General features: G+C 54.6%; 19 protein-coding genes. 14 read left to right on the top strand and 5 right to left on the bottom strand.

Annotation, left to right across the window (positions count from 1 at the left end):
• Positions 1–127: 127 nt before the first annotated feature.
• The gene (gene suhB / locus MUA00_RS06730; protein ID WP_271122262.1) at positions 128–931 is read right to left on the bottom strand and encodes an inositol-1-monophosphatase; all 804 of its coding nucleotides are present in this window, start codon (positions 929–931) and stop codon (positions 128–130) included.
• A 120-nt stretch (positions 932–1,051) separates the two neighbouring features.
• Here suhB and trmJ point away from each other — a divergent pair, with 120 nt between their 5' ends.
• From trmJ to sseB, 11 genes are all read left to right on the top strand, one after another.
• Positions 1,052–1,789, top strand: a complete 738-nt coding sequence (gene trmJ / locus MUA00_RS06725) for a tRNA (cytosine(32)/uridine(32)-2'-O)-methyltransferase TrmJ (RefSeq protein ID WP_271122263.1) — start codon at positions 1,052–1,054, stop codon at positions 1,787–1,789.
• A gap of 130 nt (positions 1,790–1,919) precedes the next feature.
• Positions 1,920–2,408 (top strand): Fe-S cluster assembly transcriptional regulator IscR, encoded by a 489-nt coding sequence (iscR, locus tag MUA00_RS06720; RefSeq protein ID WP_121265953.1) that lies wholly within the window; start codon positions 1,920–1,922, stop codon positions 2,406–2,408.
• A gap of 103 nt (positions 2,409–2,511) precedes the next feature.
• On the top strand, positions 2,512–3,726 hold the full coding sequence (iscS, locus tag MUA00_RS06715) for a cysteine desulfurase (protein ID WP_271122264.1): 1,215 nt from the start codon (positions 2,512–2,514) through the stop codon (positions 3,724–3,726).
• Between the two features lie 44 nt (positions 3,727–3,770).
• Positions 3,771–4,157 (top strand): Fe-S cluster assembly scaffold IscU, encoded by a 387-nt coding sequence (gene iscU, locus MUA00_RS06710; RefSeq protein ID WP_004866383.1) that lies wholly within the window; start codon positions 3,771–3,773, stop codon positions 4,155–4,157.
• 22 nt (positions 4,158–4,179) lie between these two features.
• Complete coding sequence (iscA, locus tag MUA00_RS06705) at positions 4,180–4,503, top strand: iron-sulfur cluster assembly protein IscA (RefSeq protein WP_271122265.1); 324 nt, start codon at positions 4,180–4,182, stop codon at positions 4,501–4,503.
• A 62-nt stretch (positions 4,504–4,565) separates the two neighbouring features.
• Positions 4,566–5,081: a co-chaperone HscB gene (gene hscB / locus MUA00_RS06700; RefSeq protein ID WP_271122266.1), complete on the top strand. Its 516-nt coding sequence runs from the start codon at positions 4,566–4,568 to the stop codon at positions 5,079–5,081.
• Between the two features lie 13 nt (positions 5,082–5,094).
• Positions 5,095–6,945, top strand: a complete 1,851-nt coding sequence (gene hscA / locus MUA00_RS06695) for a Fe-S protein assembly chaperone HscA (RefSeq protein WP_271122267.1) — start codon at positions 5,095–5,097, stop codon at positions 6,943–6,945.
• Position 6,946: 1 nt separating this feature from the next.
• Entirely contained in the window at positions 6,947–7,282 is a 336-nt protein-coding gene (gene fdx, locus MUA00_RS06690) for an ISC system 2Fe-2S type ferredoxin (protein WP_120065264.1), read from the top strand.
• 12 nt (positions 7,283–7,294) lie between these two features.
• Entirely contained in the window at positions 7,295–7,495 is a 201-nt protein-coding gene (gene iscX, locus MUA00_RS06685; protein WP_167613385.1) for a Fe-S cluster assembly protein IscX, read from the top strand.
• Positions 7,496–7,568: 73 nt separating this feature from the next.
• Positions 7,569–8,855, top strand: coding sequence for an aminopeptidase PepB (gene pepB, locus MUA00_RS06680; protein WP_271122268.1), 1,287 nt, complete (start codon positions 7,569–7,571; stop codon positions 8,853–8,855).
• Positions 8,856–8,969: 114 nt separating this feature from the next.
• Entirely contained in the window at positions 8,970–9,746 is a 777-nt protein-coding gene (sseB, locus tag MUA00_RS06675; RefSeq protein WP_271122269.1) for an enhanced serine sensitivity protein SseB, read from the top strand.
• Between the two features lie 32 nt (positions 9,747–9,778).
• Here the strand turns inward: sseB and MUA00_RS06670 are convergent, their stop codons facing one another.
• From MUA00_RS06670 to MUA00_RS06655, 4 genes are all read right to left on the bottom strand, one after another.
• On the bottom strand, positions 9,779–10,552 hold the full coding sequence (locus MUA00_RS06670) for a MurR/RpiR family transcriptional regulator (RefSeq protein ID WP_271122270.1): 774 nt from the start codon (positions 10,550–10,552) through the stop codon (positions 9,779–9,781).
• Positions 10,552–11,400 carry a 3-mercaptopyruvate sulfurtransferase gene (gene sseA, locus MUA00_RS06665; RefSeq protein ID WP_271122271.1) on the bottom strand — a complete coding sequence of 283 codons (849 nt, stop codon included), beginning with the start codon at positions 11,398–11,400 and terminating at the stop codon, positions 10,552–10,554. Before sseA ends, MUA00_RS06670 begins: the two co-directional genes overlap by 1 nt.
• Positions 11,401–11,508: 108 nt before the next feature.
• A complete protein-coding gene (locus MUA00_RS06660) occupies positions 11,509–12,873 on the bottom strand; it encodes a 6-phospho-alpha-glucosidase (protein ID WP_271122272.1) in 1,365 nt (454 codons plus the stop codon).
• An 11-nt stretch (positions 12,874–12,884) separates the two neighbouring features.
• Complete coding sequence (locus MUA00_RS06655) at positions 12,885–14,429, bottom strand: PTS transporter subunit EIIC (RefSeq protein WP_271122273.1); 1,545 nt, start codon at positions 14,427–14,429, stop codon at positions 12,885–12,887.
• A gap of 323 nt (positions 14,430–14,752) precedes the next feature.
• Between MUA00_RS06655 and MUA00_RS06650 the strand changes: the two genes are divergently transcribed.
• The 3 genes from MUA00_RS06650 to ndk all read left to right on the top strand — a co-directional run bounded on the left by MUA00_RS06650 (position 14,753) and on the right by ndk (position 22,768).
• Positions 14,753–19,717, top strand: coding sequence for an alpha-2-macroglobulin family protein (locus MUA00_RS06650; RefSeq protein ID WP_271122274.1), 4,965 nt, complete (start codon positions 14,753–14,755; stop codon positions 19,715–19,717).
• Between the two features lie 24 nt (positions 19,718–19,741).
• Complete coding sequence (pbpC, locus tag MUA00_RS06645; protein ID WP_271122379.1) at positions 19,742–22,051, top strand: peptidoglycan glycosyltransferase PbpC; 2,310 nt, start codon at positions 19,742–19,744, stop codon at positions 22,049–22,051.
• Between the two features lie 285 nt (positions 22,052–22,336).
• A complete protein-coding gene (gene ndk, locus MUA00_RS06640; RefSeq protein WP_271122275.1) occupies positions 22,337–22,768 on the top strand; it encodes a nucleoside-diphosphate kinase in 432 nt (143 codons plus the stop codon).
• Positions 22,769–22,821: the final 53 nt, after the last annotated feature.

The raw sequence follows: 22,821 nt of genomic DNA, 5'->3' as shown, positions 1-22,821 counted from the left end.
GCTTGCGCTTATCCACCCTACATTAATTCAAACAATCGTAGGCGGGTAAGTATCAGCGCTTATCCACCCTATATTAATTCAAACAATCGTAGGGCGGGTAAGCGTCAGCGCCACCCGCCATCAGAACTTAACGCTTCAGCGCTTCGCTCAACTCATCACGCATGACGGCCAGCATTGATTTCACAACGCGTGGGTTACCTGCAACGATGTTGCCTGTTATCAGATGGTTGTGGCCGCCGGTGAAATCGCATACCAGGCTGCCGGACTCACGCGCAATCAGCTCACCTGCGGCGAAATCCCATGGCTTTAAGCCGATCTCAAAGAAACCGTCAACGCGCCCTGCGGCAACATAGGCCAGATCAAGCGCAGCAGAACCGGTGCGACGGAAGTCTGCACACTGTGTGAACAGCTTGGTGACGATATTCATATAAGGAGTGGCGTGCTGTTTCGCTTTGAACGGGAAGCCGGTCGCCAGAATAGTGCCGTCGAGATCGCGAGCAGTGCTGCCACGCAGACGGTAACCGTTCAACTGTGCGCCTTGGCCGCGAACGGCGGTGAACAGCTCGTTGCGCATTGGGTCATAAACCACAGCGACTTCGGTGCGGCCTTTAACACGAACAGCAATAGAGACCGCGAAGTGCGGCAAACGTTTGATGAAGTTGGAAGTGCCATCCAGTGGATCGATAACCCATTGCACATCCTGGTCTGTTCCCGCTAACTCGCCTGACTCTTCGGCGATGATAGTGTGTTGCGGGTAAGATTTACGAATAACTTCGATAATCAGACGCTCGGCGTCTTTATCAACGTTAGTCACAAAATCGTTGCTGCCTTTCTGGCTCGCTTCAACAGCGTCTGGGGTTTCGTAGTTTTTGGCAATTAAATTACCCGCCTTGCGCGCAGCGCGCACGGCGATGTTGAGCATCGGATGCATCGGTCTCTCTCACTGGATGTTAAAGAACGGAAAACGCGGCGGAGTATAGCAGAGCGTTCGGATTATGTCCCAGGGTTATGATAGGATATTGCGATATTCTTTTAAGGCTATGAATTAAGCATGCTCGATAACGTACGTATTGTGCTGGTTGAGACTTCCCACACCGGCAACATGGGCTCGGTGGCCCGTGCAATGAAAACAATGGGATTAACGAATCTGTGGTTGGTCAATCCGCTGGTGAAGCCGGACTCTCAGGCTATCGCGCTCGCTGCGGGCGCAAGCGACGTGATTGGCGATGCGAAAATCGTCGACACGCTGGACGAAGCCCTCGCGGGCTGCAGCCTTGTTGTTGGCACCAGCGCGCGCTCCCGTACGCTGCCGTGGCCCATGCTGGACCCGCGAGAATGCGGCCTGAAAAGCATTTCGGAAGCTAAACATGCGCCGGTCGCGATTGTGTTTGGCCGCGAGCGCGTTGGGCTGACTAACGATGAGCTGCAAAAGTGCCATTATCATGTCGCGATTCAGGCCAACCCGGAATACAGTTCGCTGAATCTCGCCATGGCCGTACAGATCCTCGCTTATGAAGTGCGCATTGCCTGGCTTGCTGCTCAGGAAGAGGGCGCGGATGCGCCAGAAGAGGAAGAAACGCCTTATCCGCTGGTCGATGATTTAGAGCGATTCTATGGTCATCTTGAGCAAGTCATGCTGAATTCCGGCTTTATTCGCGCCAACCATCCCGGCCAGGTAATGAGCAGAATTCGTCGTCTGTTCACTCGCGCACGCCCGGAAAGTCAAGAGCTTAGCATCCTGCGCGGCATGCTTTCCTCTATCGAAAGCAACAAGAAATCGAGCAAATAATACTTGAGTAAATTACTGGGTTAAATAGTTGACCATTTTACTCAGGAATGTCAGACTTGCGGCCTGCTATGTGGACAATCACATTTTTAAAAACCCCCGGTTCGAGGGGCTATTTGAGGTTAAGTAAGACATGAGACTGACATCAAAAGGACGCTACGCTGTGACCGCAATGCTCGACGTTGCGTTGAACTCCGAATCGGGTCCGGTTCCATTGGCTGATATTTCTGAACGTCAGGGTATTTCGCTCTCCTATCTGGAGCAGTTGTTCTCCCGTCTGCGTAAAAATGGCCTGGTTGCCAGCGTGCGCGGTCCTGGCGGCGGTTATCTGTTAGGTAAAGATGCAGGCAGCATCGCGGTGGGTGAAGTCATCAGCGCTGTTGATGAATCAGTCGACGCGACCCGTTGTCAGGGCAAAGGCGGCTGCCAGGGCGGCGATAAATGTCTGACCCACGCGCTGTGGCGCGATCTGAGCGACCGTCTGACCGGCTTTTTGAACAACATCACCTTAGGTGAACTGGTGAATAACCAGGAAGTACTGGATGTGTCAGGCCGTCAGCAGAACGAAAACCATCGCACTACGCGTTCTCAGGACGCCATCGACGTTAAACTGCGCGCATAAGCAGACTATAAGAATTTTAGAATCAGGCCTGGGCGTAACGCGCCCGGCTAGACCTTTTATGCCTGATTCTTCGTATTGAAGTGATGTACGGAGCTTAAGAGCAATGAAATTACCGATTTATCTCGACTACTCCGCAACTACGCCTGTCGATCTGCGTGTTGCCGAGAAGATGATGCAGTTTTTAACGATGGACGGAACCTTCGGTAACCCGGCTTCCCGCTCGCACCGTTTTGGGTGGCAGGCGGAAGAGGCGGTCGATATCGCTCGTAACCAAATCGCAGACCTGGTGGGCGCCGATCCGCGTGAGATCGTCTTCACATCAGGCGCAACTGAATCTGATAACCTCGCTATTAAAGGTGCCGCCAACTTCTATCAGAAGAAAGGCAAGCACATCATTACCGTAAAAACCGAACACAAGGCCGTCCTTGATACCTGCCGCCAGCTTGAGCGCGAAGGTTTCGAGGTGACTTACCTGGCGCCGCAGAGCAACGGCATCGTTTCTCTGCAGCAACTGGAAGCGGCAATGCGTGATGACACCATTCTGGTTTCCATCATGCACGTTAACAACGAAATCGGCGTGGTGCAGGATATCGCGGCAATCGGCGAAATGTGCCGTGCGCGTGGCATTATCTACCACGTGGATGCGACCCAGAGCGTGGGCAAACTGCCTATCGATCTCAGCACGCTGAAAGTTGATTTGATGTCCTTCTCCGGCCACAAAATCTACGGTCCTAAAGGCATTGGCGCACTGTATGTTCGTCGTAAACCGCGTATTCGTATCGAAGCGCAGGTTCACGGTGGCGGACATGAGCGCGGCATGCGTTCAGGCACCCTGCCTGTTCATCAGATTGTCGGCATGGGCGAAGCCTACCGTATCGCGAAAGTTGAGATGGAGTCCGAAATGGCCCGTCTGCGCACTTTGCGTAACCGTTTGTGGAACGGCGTGAAAGATATGGAAGAAGTGTATCTGAACGGCGATCTGGAACACGGCGCACCGAATATCCTTAACGTGAGCTTTAACTACGTTGAAGGCGAGTCTCTGATCATGGCGCTGAAAGACCTCGCGGTTTCTTCAGGTTCCGCCTGTACCTCCGCAAGCCTTGAGCCGTCTTACGTGCTGCGCGCGCTGGGTATGAGTGATGAACTCGCTCACAGCTCTATCCGTTTCTCTTTGGGCCGTTTCACTACCGAAGAAGAAATCGACTACACCATCGAGCTGGTACGTAAATCCATTGGCCGTCTGCGCGACCTTTCTCCGCTGTGGGATATGTTCAAGCAGGGCGTGGATATTAATTCCATCGAATGGGCTCATCACTAATCATTAGCGACGGACGTCGGTTTCGGATTCAGGAGAAGTAAAAAATGGCTTACAGCGAAAAAGTAATTGATCACTACGAAAATCCACGCAACGTGGGTTCTTTTGACAACAGCGACGACAGCGTTGGCTCCGGCATGGTCGGCGCGCCGGCCTGTGGCGATGTGATGAAGTTGCAGATCAAAGTCAACAATGAAGGTATTATTGAAGACGCGCGCTTCAAAACCTACGGCTGCGGCTCGGCGATAGCGTCAAGCTCGCTGGTCACCGAGTGGGTTAAGGGTAAATCCCTGGACGAAGCGCAGGCGATCAAAAATACCGATATCGCAGACGAACTTGAGCTGCCGCCGGTAAAAATTCACTGCTCAATCCTTGCGGAAGACGCTATCAAAGCGGCTATCGCGGATTACAAAAGCAAACGTGAAGCGAAATAATTTGTTGAATTGAGGTTGTTGTATGTCGATTACCCTTAGCGACAGTGCTGCCGCTCGAGTGAATGCCTTTTTAACCAACCGCGGTAAAGGCTTTGGCCTGCGGTTAGGCGTGCGTACTTCTGGCTGCTCTGGAATGGCTTATGTTCTGGAATTTGTCGATGAACCGATGGCAGAAGACACCGTGTTTGAAGACAAAGGCGTGAAAGTGGTCGTCGATGGTAAAAGCCTGCAATTTTTAGACGGCACCGTACTCGACTTCGTAAAAGAAGGCCTTAACGAAGGGTTTAAGTTTACCAACCCGAACGTAAAAGATGAGTGCGGCTGCGGCGAAAGCTTCCACGTCTGATTTCAGCTCATACCCCACAATCGTGGGGTATGACGCTTTACCACGTTAACCCCGAGTCTGTTATGGATTACTTTACCCTCTTTGGGTTACCGGTAGGCTTCTCCGTCAACACCGAGCTGCTGGCTACCCGTTACCAGGAGCTGCAACGCCAGTTCCATCCGGATAAATACGCCAGCCGCCCTCAGGCGGAACAACTGCTGGCGGTAAGCCAATCTGCGACCATTAACCAGGCCTGGCAAACGCTGCGTCATCCTTTGCTGCGCGCCGAGTATATCCTCTCTCTCAACGGTTTTGACCTGGCCAATGAGCAGCATACCGTGCGCGATACCGCGTTCCTGATGGAGCAGCTCGACCTGCGCGAAGAGCTCGATAATATCGAGCAGGCGAAAGACGCAGATCGTCTGGAAACCTTTGCAAAAAGCGTCGATGCGATGGTGAAAACCCGCAGCGAGCAGATGGTACAGCAACTGGACAAACAGGACTGGGCGCAGGCGGCGGATACCGTGCGTAAACTGCGTTTTCTCGATAAACTGCGCAGCCAAATAGAACAACTCGAAGAAAAGCTGCTCGATTTTTAACTGGAAGCTCAAAATGGCGTTATTACAAATCAGTGAGCCCGGCCTGAGCGCCGCACCGCACCAGCGCAAACTGGCTGCGGGCATCGACTTAGGTACCACCAACTCTCTGGTGGCAACCGTGCGCAGTGGACAAGCCGAAACCCTGGCTGACCACGAAGGCCGCCATCTGTTACCTTCAGTCGTACACTATCAGCAAGACGGCCTGAACATAGGCTGGGACGCGCGCGCGCAAGCCGCAACAGACCCGGCAAACACCATCAGCTCCGTAAAACGCCTGATGGGCCGCTCTCTGGCCGACATTCAGGCGCGCTACCCTCATCTTCCTTACCATCTCAAGGCAAGCGAAAACGGCCTGCCGATGATCGAAACGCCTGCGGGATTGCTCAACCCTGTTCGTATCTCCGCCGACATCCTGAAGGCGCTTTCTGCGCGCGCAACCGCAGCGCTGGAAGGCGAACTTGATGGCGTGGTGATCACCGTTCCTGCCTATTTCGATGACGCACAGCGTCAGGGGACCAAAGACGCTGCACGTCTGGCCGGTCTGCATGTGCTGCGTCTGCTGAACGAACCGACTGCGGCGGCTATCGCTTATGGTCTGGATTCCGGTAAAGAAGGCGTGATCGCCGTTTATGATCTGGGCGGCGGCACCTTTGATATTTCCATTCTGCGCTTAAGCCGCGGCGTGTTTGAAGTGCTGGCAACCGGCGGCGATTCCGCGCTGGGCGGCGATGACTTCGACCATCTGCTGGCCGACTGGCTGCGCGAGCAGGCAGGCGTTGCCGATCGCAGCGACGACCGCATACAGCGCCAGTTACTGGACGCCGCGATTGCCGCCAAAATCGCGCTGAGCGATGCCGAAAGCGCAACCGTTGAAGTGGCTGGCTGGAAAGGCTCCGTCACGCGTGAACAGTTTAATGAGCTGATTGCCTCCCTGGTTAAGCGTACTTTGCTGTCCTGCCGCCGTGCGCTGAAAGACGCAGCGGTAGAAGCTGAAGAAGTGCTGGAAGTGGTTATGGTTGGCGGCTCAACCCGGGTTCCATTAGTGCGCGAACGCGTTGGCGAATTTTTTGGCCGCACTCCGTTAACTTCTATCGATCCGGATAAAGTCGTTGCTATAGGCGCTGCGATTCAGGCGGATATCCTGGTTGGCAATAAGCCGGACAGCGAAATGCTGCTGCTGGACGTTATTCCGCTATCGCTTGGTCTTGAAACCATGGGCGGGCTGGTCGAAAAAGTCATTCCGCGCAATACGACTATTCCGGTAGCACGCGCCCAGGACTTTACCACCTTTAAAGACGGCCAGACCGCGATGTCCATTCAGGTCCTGCAGGGCGAGCGTGAACTGGTGCAGGATTGCCGTTCGCTTGCACGCTTTACGCTGCGTGGTATTCCGGCGATGCCTGCTGGCGGCGCGCATATCCGCGTGACCTTCCAGGTCGACGCGGACGGCCTGCTGAGCGTTACCGCCATGGAGAAATCCACCGGCGTGGAAGCCTCTATCCAGGTGAAACCGTCTTATGGCCTGAGCGATGGCGAAATCGCCAGCATGATTCAGGACTCTATGAGCTTTGCCGAGCATGACGTGAAAGCGCGCATGCTTGCGGAGCAAAAAGTCGACGCGGCCCGCGTGCTGGAAAGCCTGCAGGGCGCGTTGAACTCGGATGCCGCGCTGTTAAGCGCCGCAGAACGTGCCGAAATCGACGCCGCGATGGCAGCGCTTAGCGCCGCCGCCGCAGGTGACGATACCGATGCGATTGAACAAGCCATTAAAAACGTAGACAAACAAACCCAGGATTTCGCCGCACGTCGTATGGATGAATCAATCCGTAAGGCGCTGAAAGGCCACTCCGTGGACGAGGTTTAACATGCCAAAGATTGTTTTTCTGCCTCATCAGGACCTGTGTCCAGAGGGTGCAGTTTTGGAAGCGAATGTCGGTGAAACTATTCTTGATGTTGCTCTGCGCAACGGAATCGAGATTGAACATGCCTGTGAGAAATCCTGCGCTTGCACCACCTGCCACTGCGTCGTGCGTGAAGGTTTCGACTCCCTTGCTGAAAGCACGGAAGATGAAGACGACATGCTCGATAAAGCCTGGGGTCTGGAGCCTGAGAGTCGCCTGAGCTGCCAGGCGCGCGTCACCGACGAAGACCTGGTCGTTGAGATGCCGCGCTACACCATCAACCATGCGCGCGAGCACTAACAGGGAGGCTCAATGGGACTGAAATGGACCGATAGTCGTGAGATCGGCGAAGCGCTGTACGACAGCCGTCCGGATCTCGATCCGAAAACGGTGCGCTTTACCGATCTGCACCAGTGGATTTGCGATCTGGAAGAGTTTGACGACGATCCAAACGCATCCAATGAAAAAATTCTGGAAGCGATTCTGTTAGTCTGGTTAGATGAAGCAGAATAGTTTAACCAAGCGGGCTGCCTCAGGCGGCCCGTTTCATATTTAGCATGTGCTGAAAAAATATAAGGAAAACAAAATGTCAGAAGCCATGAAAATTACGCTTTCCACCGCGCCTGCCGATGCGCGCTGGGGCGAAAAAGCCGCTTACAGCATCAACGATGAAGGCGTTACGCTGCACCTGACCGGCAAAGATGACCTGGGCTTAATCCAGCGTGCCGCACGTAAAATCGACGGCCAGGGCCTGAAGCATGTCCAACTGGCGGGCGAAGGCTGGGACTTAGAGAAAAGCTGGGCGTTCTGGCAGGGGTACCGCGCGCCAAAAGGCACGCGTAAAGTCGACTGGGCACAGCTTGATGACGCGCAGCAAAAAGAGCTGGATAACCGCCTGAAAATCATCGACTGGGTGCGCCATACCATTAACACCCCGGCTGAAGAGCTTGGCCCGGAACAACTGGCATCCCGCGCAATTGACCTGTTATGCGAAGTCGCCTGCGATCACGTAACTTATCGCATTACCAAAGGTGAAGATCTGCGTGAGCAGAACTATATGGGTATTCATACCGTAGGCCGTGGTTCTGAACGCCCGCCGGTACTGCTGGCATTGGATTATAATCCAACCGGTAATCCGGATGCGCCGGTATACGCGGCCCTGGTCGGCAAAGGCATTACCTTTGATACCGGCGGCTACAGCCTGAAACAAAGCGCGTTCATGGATTCCATGAAGTCCGATATGGGCGGCGCCGCAACCATTACCGGCGCGCTGGCGTTTGCCATCACCCGTGGCCTGGACAAACGCGTGAAGCTGTATCTGTGCTGTGCGGACAACATGGTCAGCGGCAACGCCTTTAAGCTTGGCGACATCATCAAATACCGCAACGGCAAAACCGTTGAGGTGATGAACACAGATGCGGAAGGGCGTCTGGTACTGGCCGATGGCCTGATTGACGCCAGCGCGCAAAAACCAGAGCTGATTATCGACTGCGCAACCTTAACGGGAGCTGCAAAAACGGCGTTGGGCAACGACTATCACGCGCTGTTCAGCTTTGACGATGAGCTGGTCAATCGCCTGCTGGAAAGTGCCGCGCAAGAGAACGAACCGTTCTGGCGTTTGCCGCTGGCTGAGTTTCACCGCAGCCAGTTGCCGTCCAACTTCGCAGAGCTGAACAACACCTCTAACGCCTCTTTCCCGGCGGGTGCGAGCACGGCGGCAGGCTTCCTGTCCCACTTTGTGGAAAACTATCACCAGGGCTGGCTGCACATCGACTGCTCTGCGACCTACCGTAAAGGCGCGGTGGAGCAGTGGTCCGCCGGTGCGACAGGATTAGGCGTGCGTGCCATTGCAAATTTGTTGACTGGCAAGTAGCGCTTTTTTGTAGGGCGGATAAGCTTGCGTCATCCGCCATTTTTTAAAGTAAATCTGTGGTGGATGGCGCTTCGTTTATCCACCCTACGAATCATGTTTTTCCCTGGAACCACAATGTCAGAACCAAAAAACGAACTAGAAACCCTGCTGGAGCAGGCGGCGACCGAACCTGCGCATCGCCCGGCATTCTTCCGCGTACTGCTGGAATCCACCATTTGGGTACCGGGAGAAGCCGCAGTTGGCGAAGCCATTGATGCGGACAGCGCGGTTGAACTGCAGCACTGGGAAAAAGAAGACGGCACTTCCGTGATTCCATTTTTCACCTCCGTGAGCGCGCTGCAGCAGGCCATCAGCCACGAGCAGGCTTTTGTCGCCATGCCGGCGCGCACCCTGTTTGAAATGACGTTGGGTGAGAGCTTATTCCTGAACGCCAAACTGCCGACCGGCAAAGAGTTCACCCCGCGTGAAATCAGCCACATGGTCAGCGCTGAAAGCGATCCGCTCAGCCAGCAGGAAGTGCTGGAAGGCGGAACATCTTTGCTGCTTTCTGAAGTTGCCGAGCCGCCTGCGCAGATGGTGGAATCGCTAACGACGCTGTTTAAAAGCCTGAAAACCGTTAAACGCGCGTTTTTGTGCTCAATCAAAGAACAGGCCGACGAACAGCCTAATCTGCTAATTGGCATTGAAGCCGACGGTGACGCTGATGCGATTATTCGTCAGGCGGGAAGTGTGGCAACCGACACGTTGCCGGGCGATGAGCCAGTTGATATTTGTCTGGTAACGGAAGGAGAGAAGGGCATCAGCCACTTTATGATTGCGCACATCACGCCGTTTTATGAACGCCGCTGGGGCAGCTTCCTGCGCGATTTTAAAACCAATCGGATTATCTAATTTCTTTTCTCCTTCTCTGGGAGAGGGCTGGATCAGGCGGTTGCCTGCAACAGCAGCAAATCGAGAAGCATAACCAGGTTTGATTCAAACGAGGTGATCCCGGCGGCTTCTGCCGCAAAGTGGATTGCCTCGTCGTAGAGCGGGAAATGCACATCCGCCAGCTCAGCCAGGGTATTTGGCGATGCGCGGGTAAATGCCACAATCGACATCCCCACTTTTTGCGCAATCCTTGCTTTATCCAGCACCTGCTCGGTTTCACCGCTGCGTGAAATGGCAATGAAAACTTCGTACTTCGAGGCGTTACTCAGGAATATTCCCCGGCTGTCTCCAGGGCCTGAGATAAAGGCCGTCTTGCCCAGTACCTGCAATTTTTTAGTCAGGTATTCAGCGAATAAATAAGAGAATCCCGCGCCGTAAAGAAAGAAGCTCTCTTTTTCACGCAGCAACGTGGCGAACTGCGCCATCAGAGTCGGCGTAACCCAGCGGAAAGTTTGCTGATAATTGGCAACAAAGCTATCGAACAAAACCGGCAGCGCGGCGCCTGGTTGGGCAGGCTGATGGGCAATGTGTGGCGTGCCGGAAAGCAACTGTTTGCAATGCCAGACAAACTCGCTGTAACCGCTGAACCCCAGCTTCTGGCACAGTCGCATAATAGTGGCGCTGGAGACAAACGTCGCCTGCGCCAGTTCGCGGACGGTGATATTGCCCACCAGCAGCGGATGTTCGGTAAGGTGCGAAAGCACCCGGTACTCGGCCCGGGTTAGCGATTCCCCGCGATCCAGCAACCCTGCCAGCCGGTTATCCATTACTGAGCCGGTTCAATGGGTAAATCAGCACGCGCCCCCCATTCACTCCAGGAGCCGTCATAAAGTGAAACGCCGTTTACGCCAAGGGTCGTTAAAGCCAGCACCACTACGGCGGCGGTAACGCCTGAGCCACAGCTCGCAATAACGGGTTTATCAAAGCTTACGCCCTGACGGGTAAAGATTTCGCTTAGTTCGTCAGTCGTTTTCAATTGACCATTTTCCACCAGATCGCCCCATGGCACGTTTAACGCGCCGGGAATGTGACCGCGTTTTAACCCAGGCCGGGGTTCATCCGCTTCGGCATTAAAACGTGCGGCAGGACGAGCATCAACAATCTGTGCGGTACCTTCATGGCTGACAAGCAAAACGTCGGTCAGGCGTTTGATAACCGATGGGTCGAAGCTGACTTCAAAATCAGCTTCCTCCAGCTCAACGTCGCCCTGTTGCAGCGGTAATTCCTCTCGCTGCCAGTCCGCCAGCCCACCGGCGAGAATGGAGACGTTTTCAACGCCAAAACTGCGCAGCATCCACCAGGCGCGCGGGGCGGAGAACAGATTGCCTTCATCGTATACAATCAGGTGCTTATCGCTGCTTATGCCTGACTCTCGCATAGCGACGGCGAACGCCTCCGGGCGCGGCATCATATGAGGCAGGGGACTTGTGTGATCGGACAGGGCTTCAATATCGAAAAAGACAGCGCCTGGAAGATGGCCTTCACGGTATTCCGCCTGCATATCTCGCAGATGTTCCTGACCTGCAGGCGCCATCCGCGCATCAATAATCTGGATATCCGCGTCGAAAATATGCTCTGCGAGCCAGTCGCCCGCGACGAAGAAAGAGGTGGACATGGTTGCCTCCGAATCGTTATTCACTATCGGATTGTCGACGTTTTTTGCTAAACCGACAAGCAACCATCTCCCTGGGCGCGAGATAACTCGAATTTATTGAAAAAAAACTTATTTTACCGCTTCGCCATCTTTCCACGCCTGTTGTAACTGCGGCCAGTAATCGCGATTGGCTTCGATCATGTCATCAAGAATCGCTTTTGCATGCTGCATGGTCGGCACGGTGCGGTTGAGCGTGAACGCCTGTAAGGCTTTTTCATAGCTGCCTTCGATGGTTGCTTCAACCAACAACTGTTCCGATGCCAACTGTTGCATCAGCAAAGTCTGATGGAAGAGAGGAACCGCGCCCATCCGCACAGGCTCCGGCCCTTCTGAGGTGATATACGCCGGAACTTCGACCATGGCGTCGTACGGCAGATTGGCGATTGCGCCTTTATTTTCAACAATCACCAGATGGCGCTGGCGTAAATCAAAGGCCAGCGAACAGGCGACGTCCACAATGAAAGCGCCGTGCACGCCGACGTGAAATGCATCCGGCAAAATGCCGGTTTTCTTGTACTCAGCGGCGGCGGCAAACAGCTTCTTCTCGCGGCCGTCCATCACTTCGTTAGCGCGGGTGTAATCCGGATTCTGGTGTTCCACAATATCGTTTGGCATCAGGTAATACTGCAGATACGGGTTCGGCAGGTATTCCGGGAAATGATCCATGATAGGTTTAATGTGGCGCCAGGTTTTCACCCAGGAGGGATCTGAGTGCTGCGGATCGGTTTGCGCGGCGTCTTCCGTCAGCAGGCCGAATTGCGCGATATGACGACGCAGCTCCGGGAGACGATCTTCACCATCAACCAGTACGCGGGTAAACCAGCCGAAATGATTCAGGCCGAAGTAATCCACTACAAGCTTGTGGCGGTCGACGCCGAGAATGGCGCCCATGTTGCGCATTGCCGCAACCGGCATATCGCAGATATTGAGGACGCGAGCGTTTGGACGCAGGCGCCGCACGCCTTCGGCAACAATGGCCGCCGGGTTGGAATAGTTAACAATCCATGCTTTTTGATGGGCATAGCGTTCAACTAAATCGCAAAGCTCAACCATCGGTAAAATGGTTCGCAGGCCGTATGCCAGCCCGCCCGGACCGCAGGTTTCCTGGCCGACAACGCCGTGACGGAGCGGGATTTTTTCGTCCTGTTCGCGCATTTTGTACTGCCCGACGCGCATTTGCGCGAAGACAAAATGGGCGCCGCTAAAGGCCACTTCCGGATCGGTAGTGACGGTAAATTTAATGCTCTGGCTGTGGTCGCGAATCACTTTCTCAACTACCGGCGCAATCACCGACTGGCGCTCGCCGTCAATATCGTAAAGGCGAATTTCGGCCAGCGGAAAATCTTCCAGGCGAACCATCAGGCTTTTCACAATGCCCGGCGTATACGTGCTGCCGCCGCCGGCAATGGACAGAATAAATGGGGGTTTAAACATCTTTGACTCCTTTAAAGAAACGTCTCTACCGCTTCACGCATTTTTTTGACATGCAGCCCGTAGACCACCTGAACGTTATTGCCTTGCTTAATCACCCCTTTCGCGCCGGTTGATTTCAGGCGGGGCTCATCGATAGCTGAAACATCGCGCACCGTAACTCGCAGGCGGGTATAACAGTTGTCGACCACTTGAATATTGGCCCGGCCACCGAGCCCTTCGATAATGGCTTCGCCAAGACCGTCGTTGCTGCCTTTGGCCTGATATTCTTGCTTGCTATAAAGTTTGGTTTCCCGGTCTTCTTCTTCACGGCCTGGCGTTTGCATATCGAAACGACGGATAAGCAGGCGGAAGACCACGAAGTAGACGGCAGACATGATGAGCCCGATCAGGATATACATGGGCCAGTTGGATTTTTCGGTGCCGAGCGGCAGGTTATAAAGAATAAAATCGATAATGCCGTTAGCGCCAATGGCGTGAACACCCAGCAGATAAAACAGCATCATGCCAAGGCCCGTCAGCACCGCGTGGACTACAAACAGCAGCGGGGCGACGAACAGGAAAGAGAACTCCAGCGGTTCGGTAACGCCTACCAGCATTGAGGTCAGCGCCGCCGGGATAAGAATCGCTTTCGCGGCCGCTTTGCGTTCCGGTTTGGCCGTCATGTACATGGCCAGCGCAGCGGCAGGAAGCCCGAACATTTTGCTGATGCCACGCGCATCCCACACCACGGTGCTGCTGAGTTGGTGAACACTTGGGCAGGCCATTTCCGCAAAGTAAATATTACGCGCGCCCTGATAAACGCTGCCGCAAACATCCGCGGTGCCGCCCAGTTCGGTATACAGGAACGGGGTATAAACCAGATGGTGCAGGCCTGTGGGCACCAGGATGCGTTCCAGAAAGCCGTAAATCGCTACGCCAAAGGCGCCGGCTCCTTTAATCGCCAGTGCCATTGCGCTGATGCCCTGCTGGGCAAACGGCCAGATTTCGCTCATTACCAGACCAAGCAGCATAGAAACCGGCAGCATAATTATCGCGACAAAGCAGTGACCGGAATAAATCGCCATCGCGCCGGAAAACTGCACGCCGGAATAGCGGTTATACAGATACCCCGAAAGCGCTCCCGTAAGAATACCGGCGAATACGCCCATCTCCAGCACCTGCACGCCTAAAACCATGCTTTGCCCGGCGGCGCGCATCTGATCTGCCGGAGCCAGTTCGCCCTGAAGCTGCAAAGTCACATTCATCGCATTAATAAAAACGATAAACGTGACGAGGCCGATAAGCGCAGCGTAGCCCTTATCTTTTGCCGCCAGGCCAACAGGAATACCCACGCCGAACACCAGCGCCAGGTTCGCCAGTACAGAAACGGCAGATTTGGAAATCAGCACGCCAATATGCTGAATAGAAGAATGGCCGAGGAAAGGTAAGTACTCCGCAAGGTTGCCATTGCCCAGCACGTTACCAAACGCAATAAACAAACCGACGATCGGTAAAATCAGCACCGGGCCATAGAGAGATTTTCCGAAATTTTGTAGGGCATTTACGGCTCTTTTCATTTAGCTGTCTCTTATTATCACTTTGGCTAAACACCGCGTTACGGCTGCGGGACACAATAAAAGGTAGCAAGGATGCTTACCGCTAATCCATCTATCCGGTTGTTTTAAAAACAAATGACTCAGAAGGTTACATGTAACCTTTCAGGCTGTGATCTCGCTTCCACTTTGCCGAAGGCTATTGGCTGAAACCTTTGCAACTCAACGTTTCCCTTTGCGAGACATCCCGCAATGCCTCGCTTTCCTGCTTTCGCTTTTCTGGCTATTGCGCATAATACTTCCACTACGTTTTCGGCTAATGGGCTTTATCGGCCAGGGATAAAAATATGAAATCGGTACGTTTAGTTAGCCTGACGGCGACTCTGTTGGCGGCTTTAGCGCTGGCGGGCTGCGATGATAATGATAAGACACAGGCAGCTACCGCTGCGCCAGCAGCACAGGAGCAATCCTCCGCACCCGCGGCAAAACCCGATGCGGGGCAGCTAGAAAAGTTGGCTCAGCGCTCAGCAGGTAAGCCACTAAAACTGCTGGATGCCTCTGAGGTGCAACTGGATGGGGCCAGCGCGCTAGTGTTGTCGTTCTCCGTACCGCTCAATCCCGATCAGGATTTTTCACGCGTAGTGCATCTGGTAGACAAAACCAACGGCAAGGTCGATGGTGCCTGGGAACTTTCGCAGGACCTGAAAGAGCTGCGTATGCGCCACCTCGAACCGAAGCGCAATCTGCTGCTGACCATAGACAGCGGCCTTGCGGCACTGAATAAAACTGTTTTTGAGATAAATTTTGAAAAACAAATAGATACAAGGGATATTCAGCCGAGCGTCGGCTTTGCCAGCCGCGGCTCTTTGTTGCCGACGAAAGTGATTGCCGGACTGCCAGTGATGGCGCTAAACGTCAATAAAGTGGACGTAAACTTCTACCGTATCAAAAATGAATCGCTTGCCGCGTTTGTCAGCCAGTGGGAGTACCGCAATTCGGTATCTAACTGGGAATCGGACAATCTGCTGAAACTTGCCGATCTGGTCTATACCGGGCGATTCGATCTCAATCCTGAACCCAACACTCGTGAAAAAGTCATGCTGCCGCTGGGCGAGATTAAGCCCTTACAACAGCCGGGTATTTATCTCGCCATCATGAACGAAGCAGGGCATTACAGCTACAGCAATGCCGCCACGCTTTTCACCCTGAGCGACGTTGGCGTTTCGCTGCATCGCTACCATGACCGCCTGGATGTATTCGCACAAAGCCTTGAAAACGGTGCCGCGCAATCTGGCGTTGAATTCACATTGCTTAATGAAAAAGGCCAGACCGTTGCACAGGCGAAAAGCGACGACGACGGTCACGCGCTGCTGGAAAAAATCAATAAAGGCGTACTGCTGCTTGCCCGCAGCGGTGAGCAAACCACGCTGCTGGATCTTAACCGCCCGGCGCTGGATTTGGCTGAGTTCGATATCGCCGGGGAAGAAGGCTACAGCAAGCAGTTCTTTATGTTTGGCCCGCGCGATCTTTATCGCCCTGGCGAAACGGTGATTTTGAATGCCTTGCTGCGCGACAGCGACGGTAAACCGCTTCCCGCGCAGCCGGTGAAGCTTGAGGTCGTTAAGCCAGACGGACAGGTAGCAAGAACGCAGGTATGGCAGCCGGAAAACGGTCTTTATCAATTTACCTGGCCGCTGGGGAGCGATGTTCAGACCGGCACCTGGCAGGTGAGGGTCAATACCGGAGATAACCAGCCGCGTAACTGGTCATTCAAAGTTGAAGATTTTATGCCGGAGCGCATGGCGCTCAATATTACTTCCGGGCAACAGCCTCTAAGACCTGACGAAACGGTTAGCTTCCAGGTCAATGGCCGCTATCTCTATGGCGCTCCTGCGGCAGGTAACAATCTGCAAGGGCAACTTTTCCTGCGTCCTCTGCGTGAGGCTGTTGCGGCGCTGCCAGGCTTCCAGTTTGGCGATATCAACGAAGAGAGTCTTTCCCGCAGCCTGGACGAAGTGCAGCTTCAACTGGATGAACAGGGCAATACTACCGTCAGCGCTGATAGCCAGTGGAGCGATGTCCATTCACCGCTGCGCCTTGTGTTACAGGCAAGCCTGCTGGAATCGGGAGGACGTCCTGTCACTCGCCGGGCGGAGCAGGCCATCTGGCCTTCTGATGCGCTGCCGGGCGTTCGTCCGCAGTTTGCCAGCAAAGAGGTGTACGACTATCGCACCGACACCACGCGTATTCAGCCTATTGTGGATGAAGACAGCAATGCCGGTTTTGACATTGTCTATGTCAATGCAAAAGGGGAAAAGCTTGCCGTATCGGGGCTGGACGTGCGTCTTATCCGTGAACGCCGTGACTACTACTGGAGCTGGGAAGACGGTCAGGGCTGGCAGTCGCAGTACGATCGGAAAGATTTAGTTGAAGCAGAGCAGAAGCTGGACCTGGCGGCCGGAGAGACAGGTAAAATTTCCTTCCCGGTTGAGTGGGGTTCTTATCGACTTGAAGTTCGCTCGTCGGATAATAATGTCGTCAGCAGCTTACGTTTCTGGGCAGGATACAACTGGCAGGATAACAGCGATGGCACGGGCGCCGTTCGTCCGGATCGCGTCATGCTGAAAATTGACAAGCCGAGCTATAAGGCGGGCGACACCATCAAGCTGCATATTGCCGCACCTGCGGCGGGTAAAGGCTATGCCATGGTGGAATCCAGCGACGGCCCGCTGTGGTGGAAAGAAATTGACGTACCCGCCGAAGGCCTGGACATAAATATTCCTGTCGATAAAAGCTGGCAGCGTCACGATCTCTATCTGAGCACGCTGGTGGTTCGCCCGGGAGATAAAAACCGCGCAGCCACGCCTAAACGTGCGGTCGGTATTCTTCATTTACCGCTTGGCGATGAAGGACGGCGTCTCGATATCGCCCTGGATGGCCCGGCGAAGATGCGGCCGAACCAAAATCTGACCATCAAAGTAAAAGCGAGTGCGAAAAGCGGCGAGCTGCCCGGGAAAATCAACGTGCTGCTTTCTGCCGTTGACAGCGGCGTGCTGAATATTACCGACTACAAAACGCCGGACCCTTGGGAAGCCTTCTTTGGCCGCAAGCGATACGGCGCCGATCTCTATGATATTTACGGGCAGGTTATCGAAGGTGAAGGAAAGCTTGCAGCCCTGCGTTTTGGTGGCGATGGGGATGAAGGCGATGAGTTAAGCCGTGGCGGTAAAAAGCCGGTTAATCACGTCACCATTATTGCTCAACAGGCTCAGCCAGTGCAGTTGAATGAAAAAGGCGAAGGAACGGTCACCTTACCAATCGGCGATTTTAACGGCGAGTTGCGTGTTATGGCACAGGCCTGGACAGACGATCGGTTTGGTAACAGCGAAGATAAAGTCATCGTTGCCGCGCCGTTGGTCGCTGAACTGGCCGCGCCGCGCTTTTTGGCCAGCGGTGATAACAGCCGTCTTGCTCTGGATTTGACTAACCTGACCGATCTGCCGCAGCAGTTGACCGTTAACCTGAAAACCAGCGGCCTGATGACTCTTGCTGATGCATCGTCCCTGGCGGTGAAACTTGCGCCGGGCGCGCGTTCTACGCTGTTTGTTCCGGTGCGGGCGCTGGAAGGTTTTGGCGACGGTGAGTTGAGCGCGGAAATCACGGGACTTAATCTGCCAGGTGAGACCGTTACACCGCAGACTAAACACTGGAAACTAGGCGTGCGTCCTGCATTCCCTGGGCAAACGGTAAACAGCGGTGCGGTGCTGATGCCTGGCGAAGTATGGTCAATTCCTGCGGAGCACATTTCCGGGCTGGCGCCGAAAACGCTTGAAGGGCAGTTGCTGCTTAGCGGGCGTCCGCCGCTCAATCTTGCGCGTTATATTCGTGAGTTAAAGGCCTATCCATACGGTTGCCTGGAACAGACCACAAGCGGCTTATTCCCTTCGCTGTATACCAACAAAGCGCAGTTAACCGCTTTAGGCATTACAGGGAGCGACGATGAGCAGCGCCGTGCCGCAATCGACGTAGGAATTTCACGCCTGCTTGATATGCAGCGCGAGAACGGAGGTTTTGGCCTGTGGGACAAAGAAGGGCCGGAGGAGTACTGGCTTACCGCCTATGTCGCTGACTTCCTGGTTCGGGCAAGCGAGCAGGGCTATAGCGTTAATCCTGAGAAACTTAATAATGCCAACCAGCGCCTGTTGCGTTACCTGCAAGACCCCGGACTGATTGCTCTGCGCTACACTGACGATACGGCAGCCAGTAAATTTGCCGTGCAGGCTTATGCCGGGCTGGTGCTGGCTCGTCAGCAAAAAGCGCCTTTGGGCGCACTGCGGGAACTGTGGCAACGCCATGAGACGGCTAAAGCTGGTTTACCGCTGGTACAACTGGGCGTGGCGTTGAAGCTGATGGGAGACGCACCGCGCAGCCAGGAAGCCCTCAATCTGGGCCTGCAAACGAAGCGTGACGATCGGCGTATCTGGATGGCTGACTACGGCAGCGATCTGCGCGATAAGGCAATGATGCTAAGTTTGCTCGAAGAAAATAAAATCCTGCCGGAGCAGCAAAACCAACTGCTGCTTGAGCTTTCTAACCTGGCTTACAGCCAGCGCTGGCTTTCAACCCAGGAAAGCAATGCTTTGTTCCTCGCCGGGCGTAACTGGCAAACGGCGAAAGGTGACTGGCAGGCGCAGGCTTCATTTAGCCCGCGGTCCTTAAACGGCGACAAGGCCGTGACCCGTAACCTCACGGGGGAGCAGTTGTCTGCGTTGCAGTTAACAAATACCGGTACGTCAAACCTTTATCTGCGTCTCGACAGCGCAGGCTATCCACAACAGGCCCCGGCTCCTTACAGCAACGTATTACATGTTGAGCGGCACTTCCTGGACGCCAAAGGCAACAGCAAATCTGTCTCTGCGCTGAAAAGCGGTGAGCTGGTGATGGTCTGGCTGGATGTTTGGGCGGATAAAAACGTTCCGGACGCGCTGGTGGTCGATCTTCTGCCGGCGGGGCTGGAACTGGAAAACCAGAATCTTTCCGACAGTAGCGCCAGTCTTGCGGACAGCAGCAACGAAGTTCAGGGGTTGCTGAACCAGATGCAGCAGGCGGACATTCAACATCTGGAGTTCCGGGACGATCGCTTCGTTGCCGCATTGCCGCTTAGCGAAGGGCAGCATGCAACGTTGGTTTACCTTGCCCGGGCAGTGACGCCGGGAACTTATACCGTGCCGGTGCCACAGGTGGAATCGATGTATGTGCCGCAGTGGAGAGCAAACGGTGCAAGCGCTGGCGTTCTTACGGTTTTGCCGTAAGTCGGTGATGAAGTGAATAAACGGATACGCTGGCGGCACCGCTACCTTTTTGGGGTGTTGCCGGTCTTGTTCATTTTGGGGTTGTGGCTGGCCGATAAGCTTTGGCCGCTTCCCCTGAATGAAGCCCATCCTGCGCGAATTGTTGTCTCCGCTGACGGCACGCCGCTGTGGCGTTTTGCCGACGGAAATGGCATCTGGCGTTATCCGGTCACGCTCGAAGAAGTTTCGCCACGCTATCTCGAAGCGCTGATCAACTATGAAGATCGTTTCTTCTGGAAGCATCCGGGGATCAATCCCTTTTCTGTTCTTCGTGCCGCCTGGCAGGATCTTCGCAACGGTGAGGTGATCTCAGGCGGAAGCACGTTAACCATGCAGGTTGCGCGTCTGCTCGATCCCCATCCGCGTACTTTTGGCGGTAAAGTGCGCCAGGTCTGGCGGGCTATGCAGCTTGAATGGCATCTTTCCAAAGAGCAGATCCTCACGCTCTACCTTAACAGAGCCCCTTTTGGTGGAACATTGCAGGGCGTGGGTGCGGCGAGCTGGGCCTATTTAGGGAAATCCCCCGCGCAACTTAGTTATTCCGATGCGGCGCTTCTGGCGGTATTGCCGCAGGCTCCGAGCCGTCTGCGCCCGGACCGCTGGCCGCAAAGGGCGGAAGCCGCGCGCAATAAGGTTTTGAAACGCATGGCTGAACAGGGGGTCTGGCCACCACGGCTTGTGAAAGAGTCGCTGGAAGAACCTGTATGGTTAGCCCCGCGTCAGATGCCGCAGCTTGCGCCATTATTTTCGCGTTACCTCGCCAGCCGTACACGGGCGCACAAGATCCCCACGACGCTTGATGCTTCACTTCAGCGCCAGCTTGAAGAAATAGCGATGAACTGGAAAGGCCAGTTACCGCCTCGCTCTTCGCTGGCCCTGCTGGTCGTTGACCACACGACAATGGAAGTTCGCGGCTGGGTGGGATCGCCGGATATCAACGACGAAAGCCGTTTTGGACACGTTGATATGGTTACGGCAATACGCTCGCCCGGCTCGGTGTTGAAGCCATTTATTTATGGCATGGCGTTGGATGACGGCCTGATTCACCCTTCGTCGCTGTTACAGGATGTGCCGCGGCGTTTTGGCGATTATCGTCCGGGTAATTTCGATACGGGTTTTCATGGCCCGGTAAGTATGAGCGAGGCGTTGGTGCGTTCGCTTAATTTGCCGGCGGTACAGGTGCTGGAGGCCTACGGGCCAAAACGCTTTGCCGCTCGTTTACGTAACGTGGGCCTGGATTTGCGCTTCCCGTCGGGCAGCGAACCTAATTTATCAATAATTCTTGGCGGAGGAGGAGCGCGCCTCGATCGGTTAGTTGCCGCTTATAGCGCATTTGCTCGTCATGGACGAGCGGCGCAGTTGCGTATCCAGCCCGACCAACCGCTTGTGGAAAGACCGCTGCTTTCGCCGGGTGCGGCATGGATTATCCGCCGTATTCTTGCCGGGGAGGCTTTACCGCAGCCGGATGCTTCGTTACCAGCCGTGGTGCCGCTGGCCTGGAAAACCGGTACCAGCTATGGCTATCGCGATGCCTGGGCTATCGGCATTAACTCACGTTATTTGATAGGCGTCTGGACTGGACGTCCAGACAGTACGCCTGTTGCCGGGCAATTTGGCTTAGGTAGCGCGGTGCCGCTGCTTAATCAGGTTAATAATCTTCTTCAGGCCAGCTCCGGTGTTCAGCAAGTACGTTTGCCAACCGATCCACGTCCGCCTTCTGTCTCAAGGGGGAATATTTGCTGGCCGGGGGGGCAGCATCTGCCGCCGGGCGACAGCAATTGCAGACGCAGACTTTCAAGCTGGCTGCTGGATAAGAGCGAACCGCCTACGCTTCAGGCTCCGGGGCAGGAAAGTATCCAGGGAATTAAGCAGTTAATCTGGCGCGATAAGACGGGCAATCGCGTGGCGGCAGATTGTCCGGATGCCAGAGAGCAGAATATTGAGCTTTGGCCTTTGCCTCTGGAGCCGTGGCTGCCGCTCGGAGAAAGAAGGGCAGTGCGGTTGCCGCCGGTATCGCAGGCATGCCCACCCAGACAGAAAAATGACGTTACGCCTTTATTATTGTTAGGCGTGCGGGAGGGGGCTATTTTAAAACGCTTGCCCGGGCAGGCCGAGTTACCGTTACGTTTGACGAGTCAGGGTGGACAAGGTGAGCGCTGGTGGTTTTTAAATGGCGATGCGGTGGGTGAAAACGGAGCGGGCGTGGCGCTTACGCTTGATAAATCCGGACGCTATCAGGTGCTGGTATTGGATGAAGCGGGCCAGGTTGCCGCTGCGAACTTCTCTGTTCAGTAAGGCAAAACGCATTTTCCATGACATTGCGTTAAAAGTGTTGCCGGAATTACTCTTATTTTAAAAAAATGTTATCTCCGTCCATAGGCAACGCGAGACTTGCTCATTATAATCGGCGCCAATTCATAACCGGGTATCCCTTAAATACTTCGAGTTGCAGGCAGGAGACATGCTCAGGAATTCCAGGAGCTTACCAAAGTCAAGTAACCGGATGAGTGAGCGCAGTTAACGCTCTGTAATTTGAAGGATAACGGGGACCGGGCAAACAGAACAATCACAGAGGTAATCATGGCTATTGAACGTACTTTTTCCATCATCAAACCAAACGCGGTGGCAAAAAACGTTATTGGTAACATTTATACTCGCTTTGAATCAGCAGGGTTTAAAATCGTTGGCGCGAAAATGCTGCATCTGACTAAAGAGCAGGCGCAGGGATTCTATGCCGAGCATGAAGGCCGTCCTTTCTTTGACGGTCTGGTTGAATTCATGACCTCCGGCCCGATCGTGGTGAGCGTGCTGGAAGGCGAAAACGCAGTGCAGCGTCATCGCGATCTGCTGGGTGCTACCAACCCGGATAACGCGCTGGCCGGTACTCTGCGTGCAGATTATGCCGACAGCTTCACCGAGAACGGCACCCACGGTTCCGACTCGGTAGAATCAGCAGCGCGCGAAATCGCCTATTTCTTCGCTGAAGGCGAAGTTTGCCCGCGCACTCGTTAATGAGCGTTAACTGTTAAGCGACCTTTACATTTTATTTAGGTCAGGCCGCTTTC

It is taken from the genome of Dryocola boscaweniae (genome assembly GCF_025215095.1).
Classification (GTDB): domain Bacteria; phylum Pseudomonadota; class Gammaproteobacteria; order Enterobacterales; family Enterobacteriaceae; genus Dryocola; species Dryocola boscaweniae.
Note: the sequence above shows the minus strand (reverse complement) of the source record. Positions and strands in the feature narration are given on the sequence as shown.

Coding starts and splice junctions, on each gene's coding strand:
- suhB (WP_271122262.1), bottom strand. CDS start 931: ATGCATCCGATGCTCAACATCGCCGTGCGCGCTGCGCGCAAGGCGGGT.
- iscX (WP_167613385.1), top strand. CDS start 7,295: ATGGGACTGAAATGGACCGATAGTCGTGAGATCGGCGAAGCGCTGTAC.
- MUA00_RS06655 (WP_271122273.1), bottom strand. CDS start 14,429: ATGAAAAGAGCCGTAAATGCCCTACAAAATTTCGGAAAATCTCTCTAT.
- fdx (WP_120065264.1), top strand. CDS start 6,947: ATGCCAAAGATTGTTTTTCTGCCTCATCAGGACCTGTGTCCAGAGGGT.
- iscU (WP_004866383.1), top strand. CDS start 3,771: ATGGCTTACAGCGAAAAAGTAATTGATCACTACGAAAATCCACGCAAC.
- iscS (WP_271122264.1), top strand. CDS start 2,512: ATGAAATTACCGATTTATCTCGACTACTCCGCAACTACGCCTGTCGAT.
- iscA (WP_271122265.1), top strand. CDS start 4,180: ATGTCGATTACCCTTAGCGACAGTGCTGCCGCTCGAGTGAATGCCTTT.
- sseA (WP_271122271.1), bottom strand. CDS start 11,400: ATGTCCACCTCTTTCTTCGTCGCGGGCGACTGGCTCGCAGAGCATATT.
- trmJ (WP_271122263.1), top strand. CDS start 1,052: ATGCTCGATAACGTACGTATTGTGCTGGTTGAGACTTCCCACACCGGC.
- pepB (WP_271122268.1), top strand. CDS start 7,569: ATGTCAGAAGCCATGAAAATTACGCTTTCCACCGCGCCTGCCGATGCG.
- MUA00_RS06660 (WP_271122272.1), bottom strand. CDS start 12,873: ATGTTTAAACCCCCATTTATTCTGTCCATTGCCGGCGGCGGCAGCACG.
- iscR (WP_121265953.1), top strand. CDS start 1,920: ATGAGACTGACATCAAAAGGACGCTACGCTGTGACCGCAATGCTCGAC.
- ndk (WP_271122275.1), top strand. CDS start 22,337: ATGGCTATTGAACGTACTTTTTCCATCATCAAACCAAACGCGGTGGCA.
- MUA00_RS06670 (WP_271122270.1), bottom strand. CDS start 10,552: ATGGATAACCGGCTGGCAGGGTTGCTGGATCGCGGGGAATCGCTAACC.
- MUA00_RS06650 (WP_271122274.1), top strand. CDS start 14,753: ATGAAATCGGTACGTTTAGTTAGCCTGACGGCGACTCTGTTGGCGGCT.
- hscA (WP_271122267.1), top strand. CDS start 5,095: ATGGCGTTATTACAAATCAGTGAGCCCGGCCTGAGCGCCGCACCGCAC.
- sseB (WP_271122269.1), top strand. CDS start 8,970: ATGTCAGAACCAAAAAACGAACTAGAAACCCTGCTGGAGCAGGCGGCG.
- hscB (WP_271122266.1), top strand. CDS start 4,566: ATGGATTACTTTACCCTCTTTGGGTTACCGGTAGGCTTCTCCGTCAAC.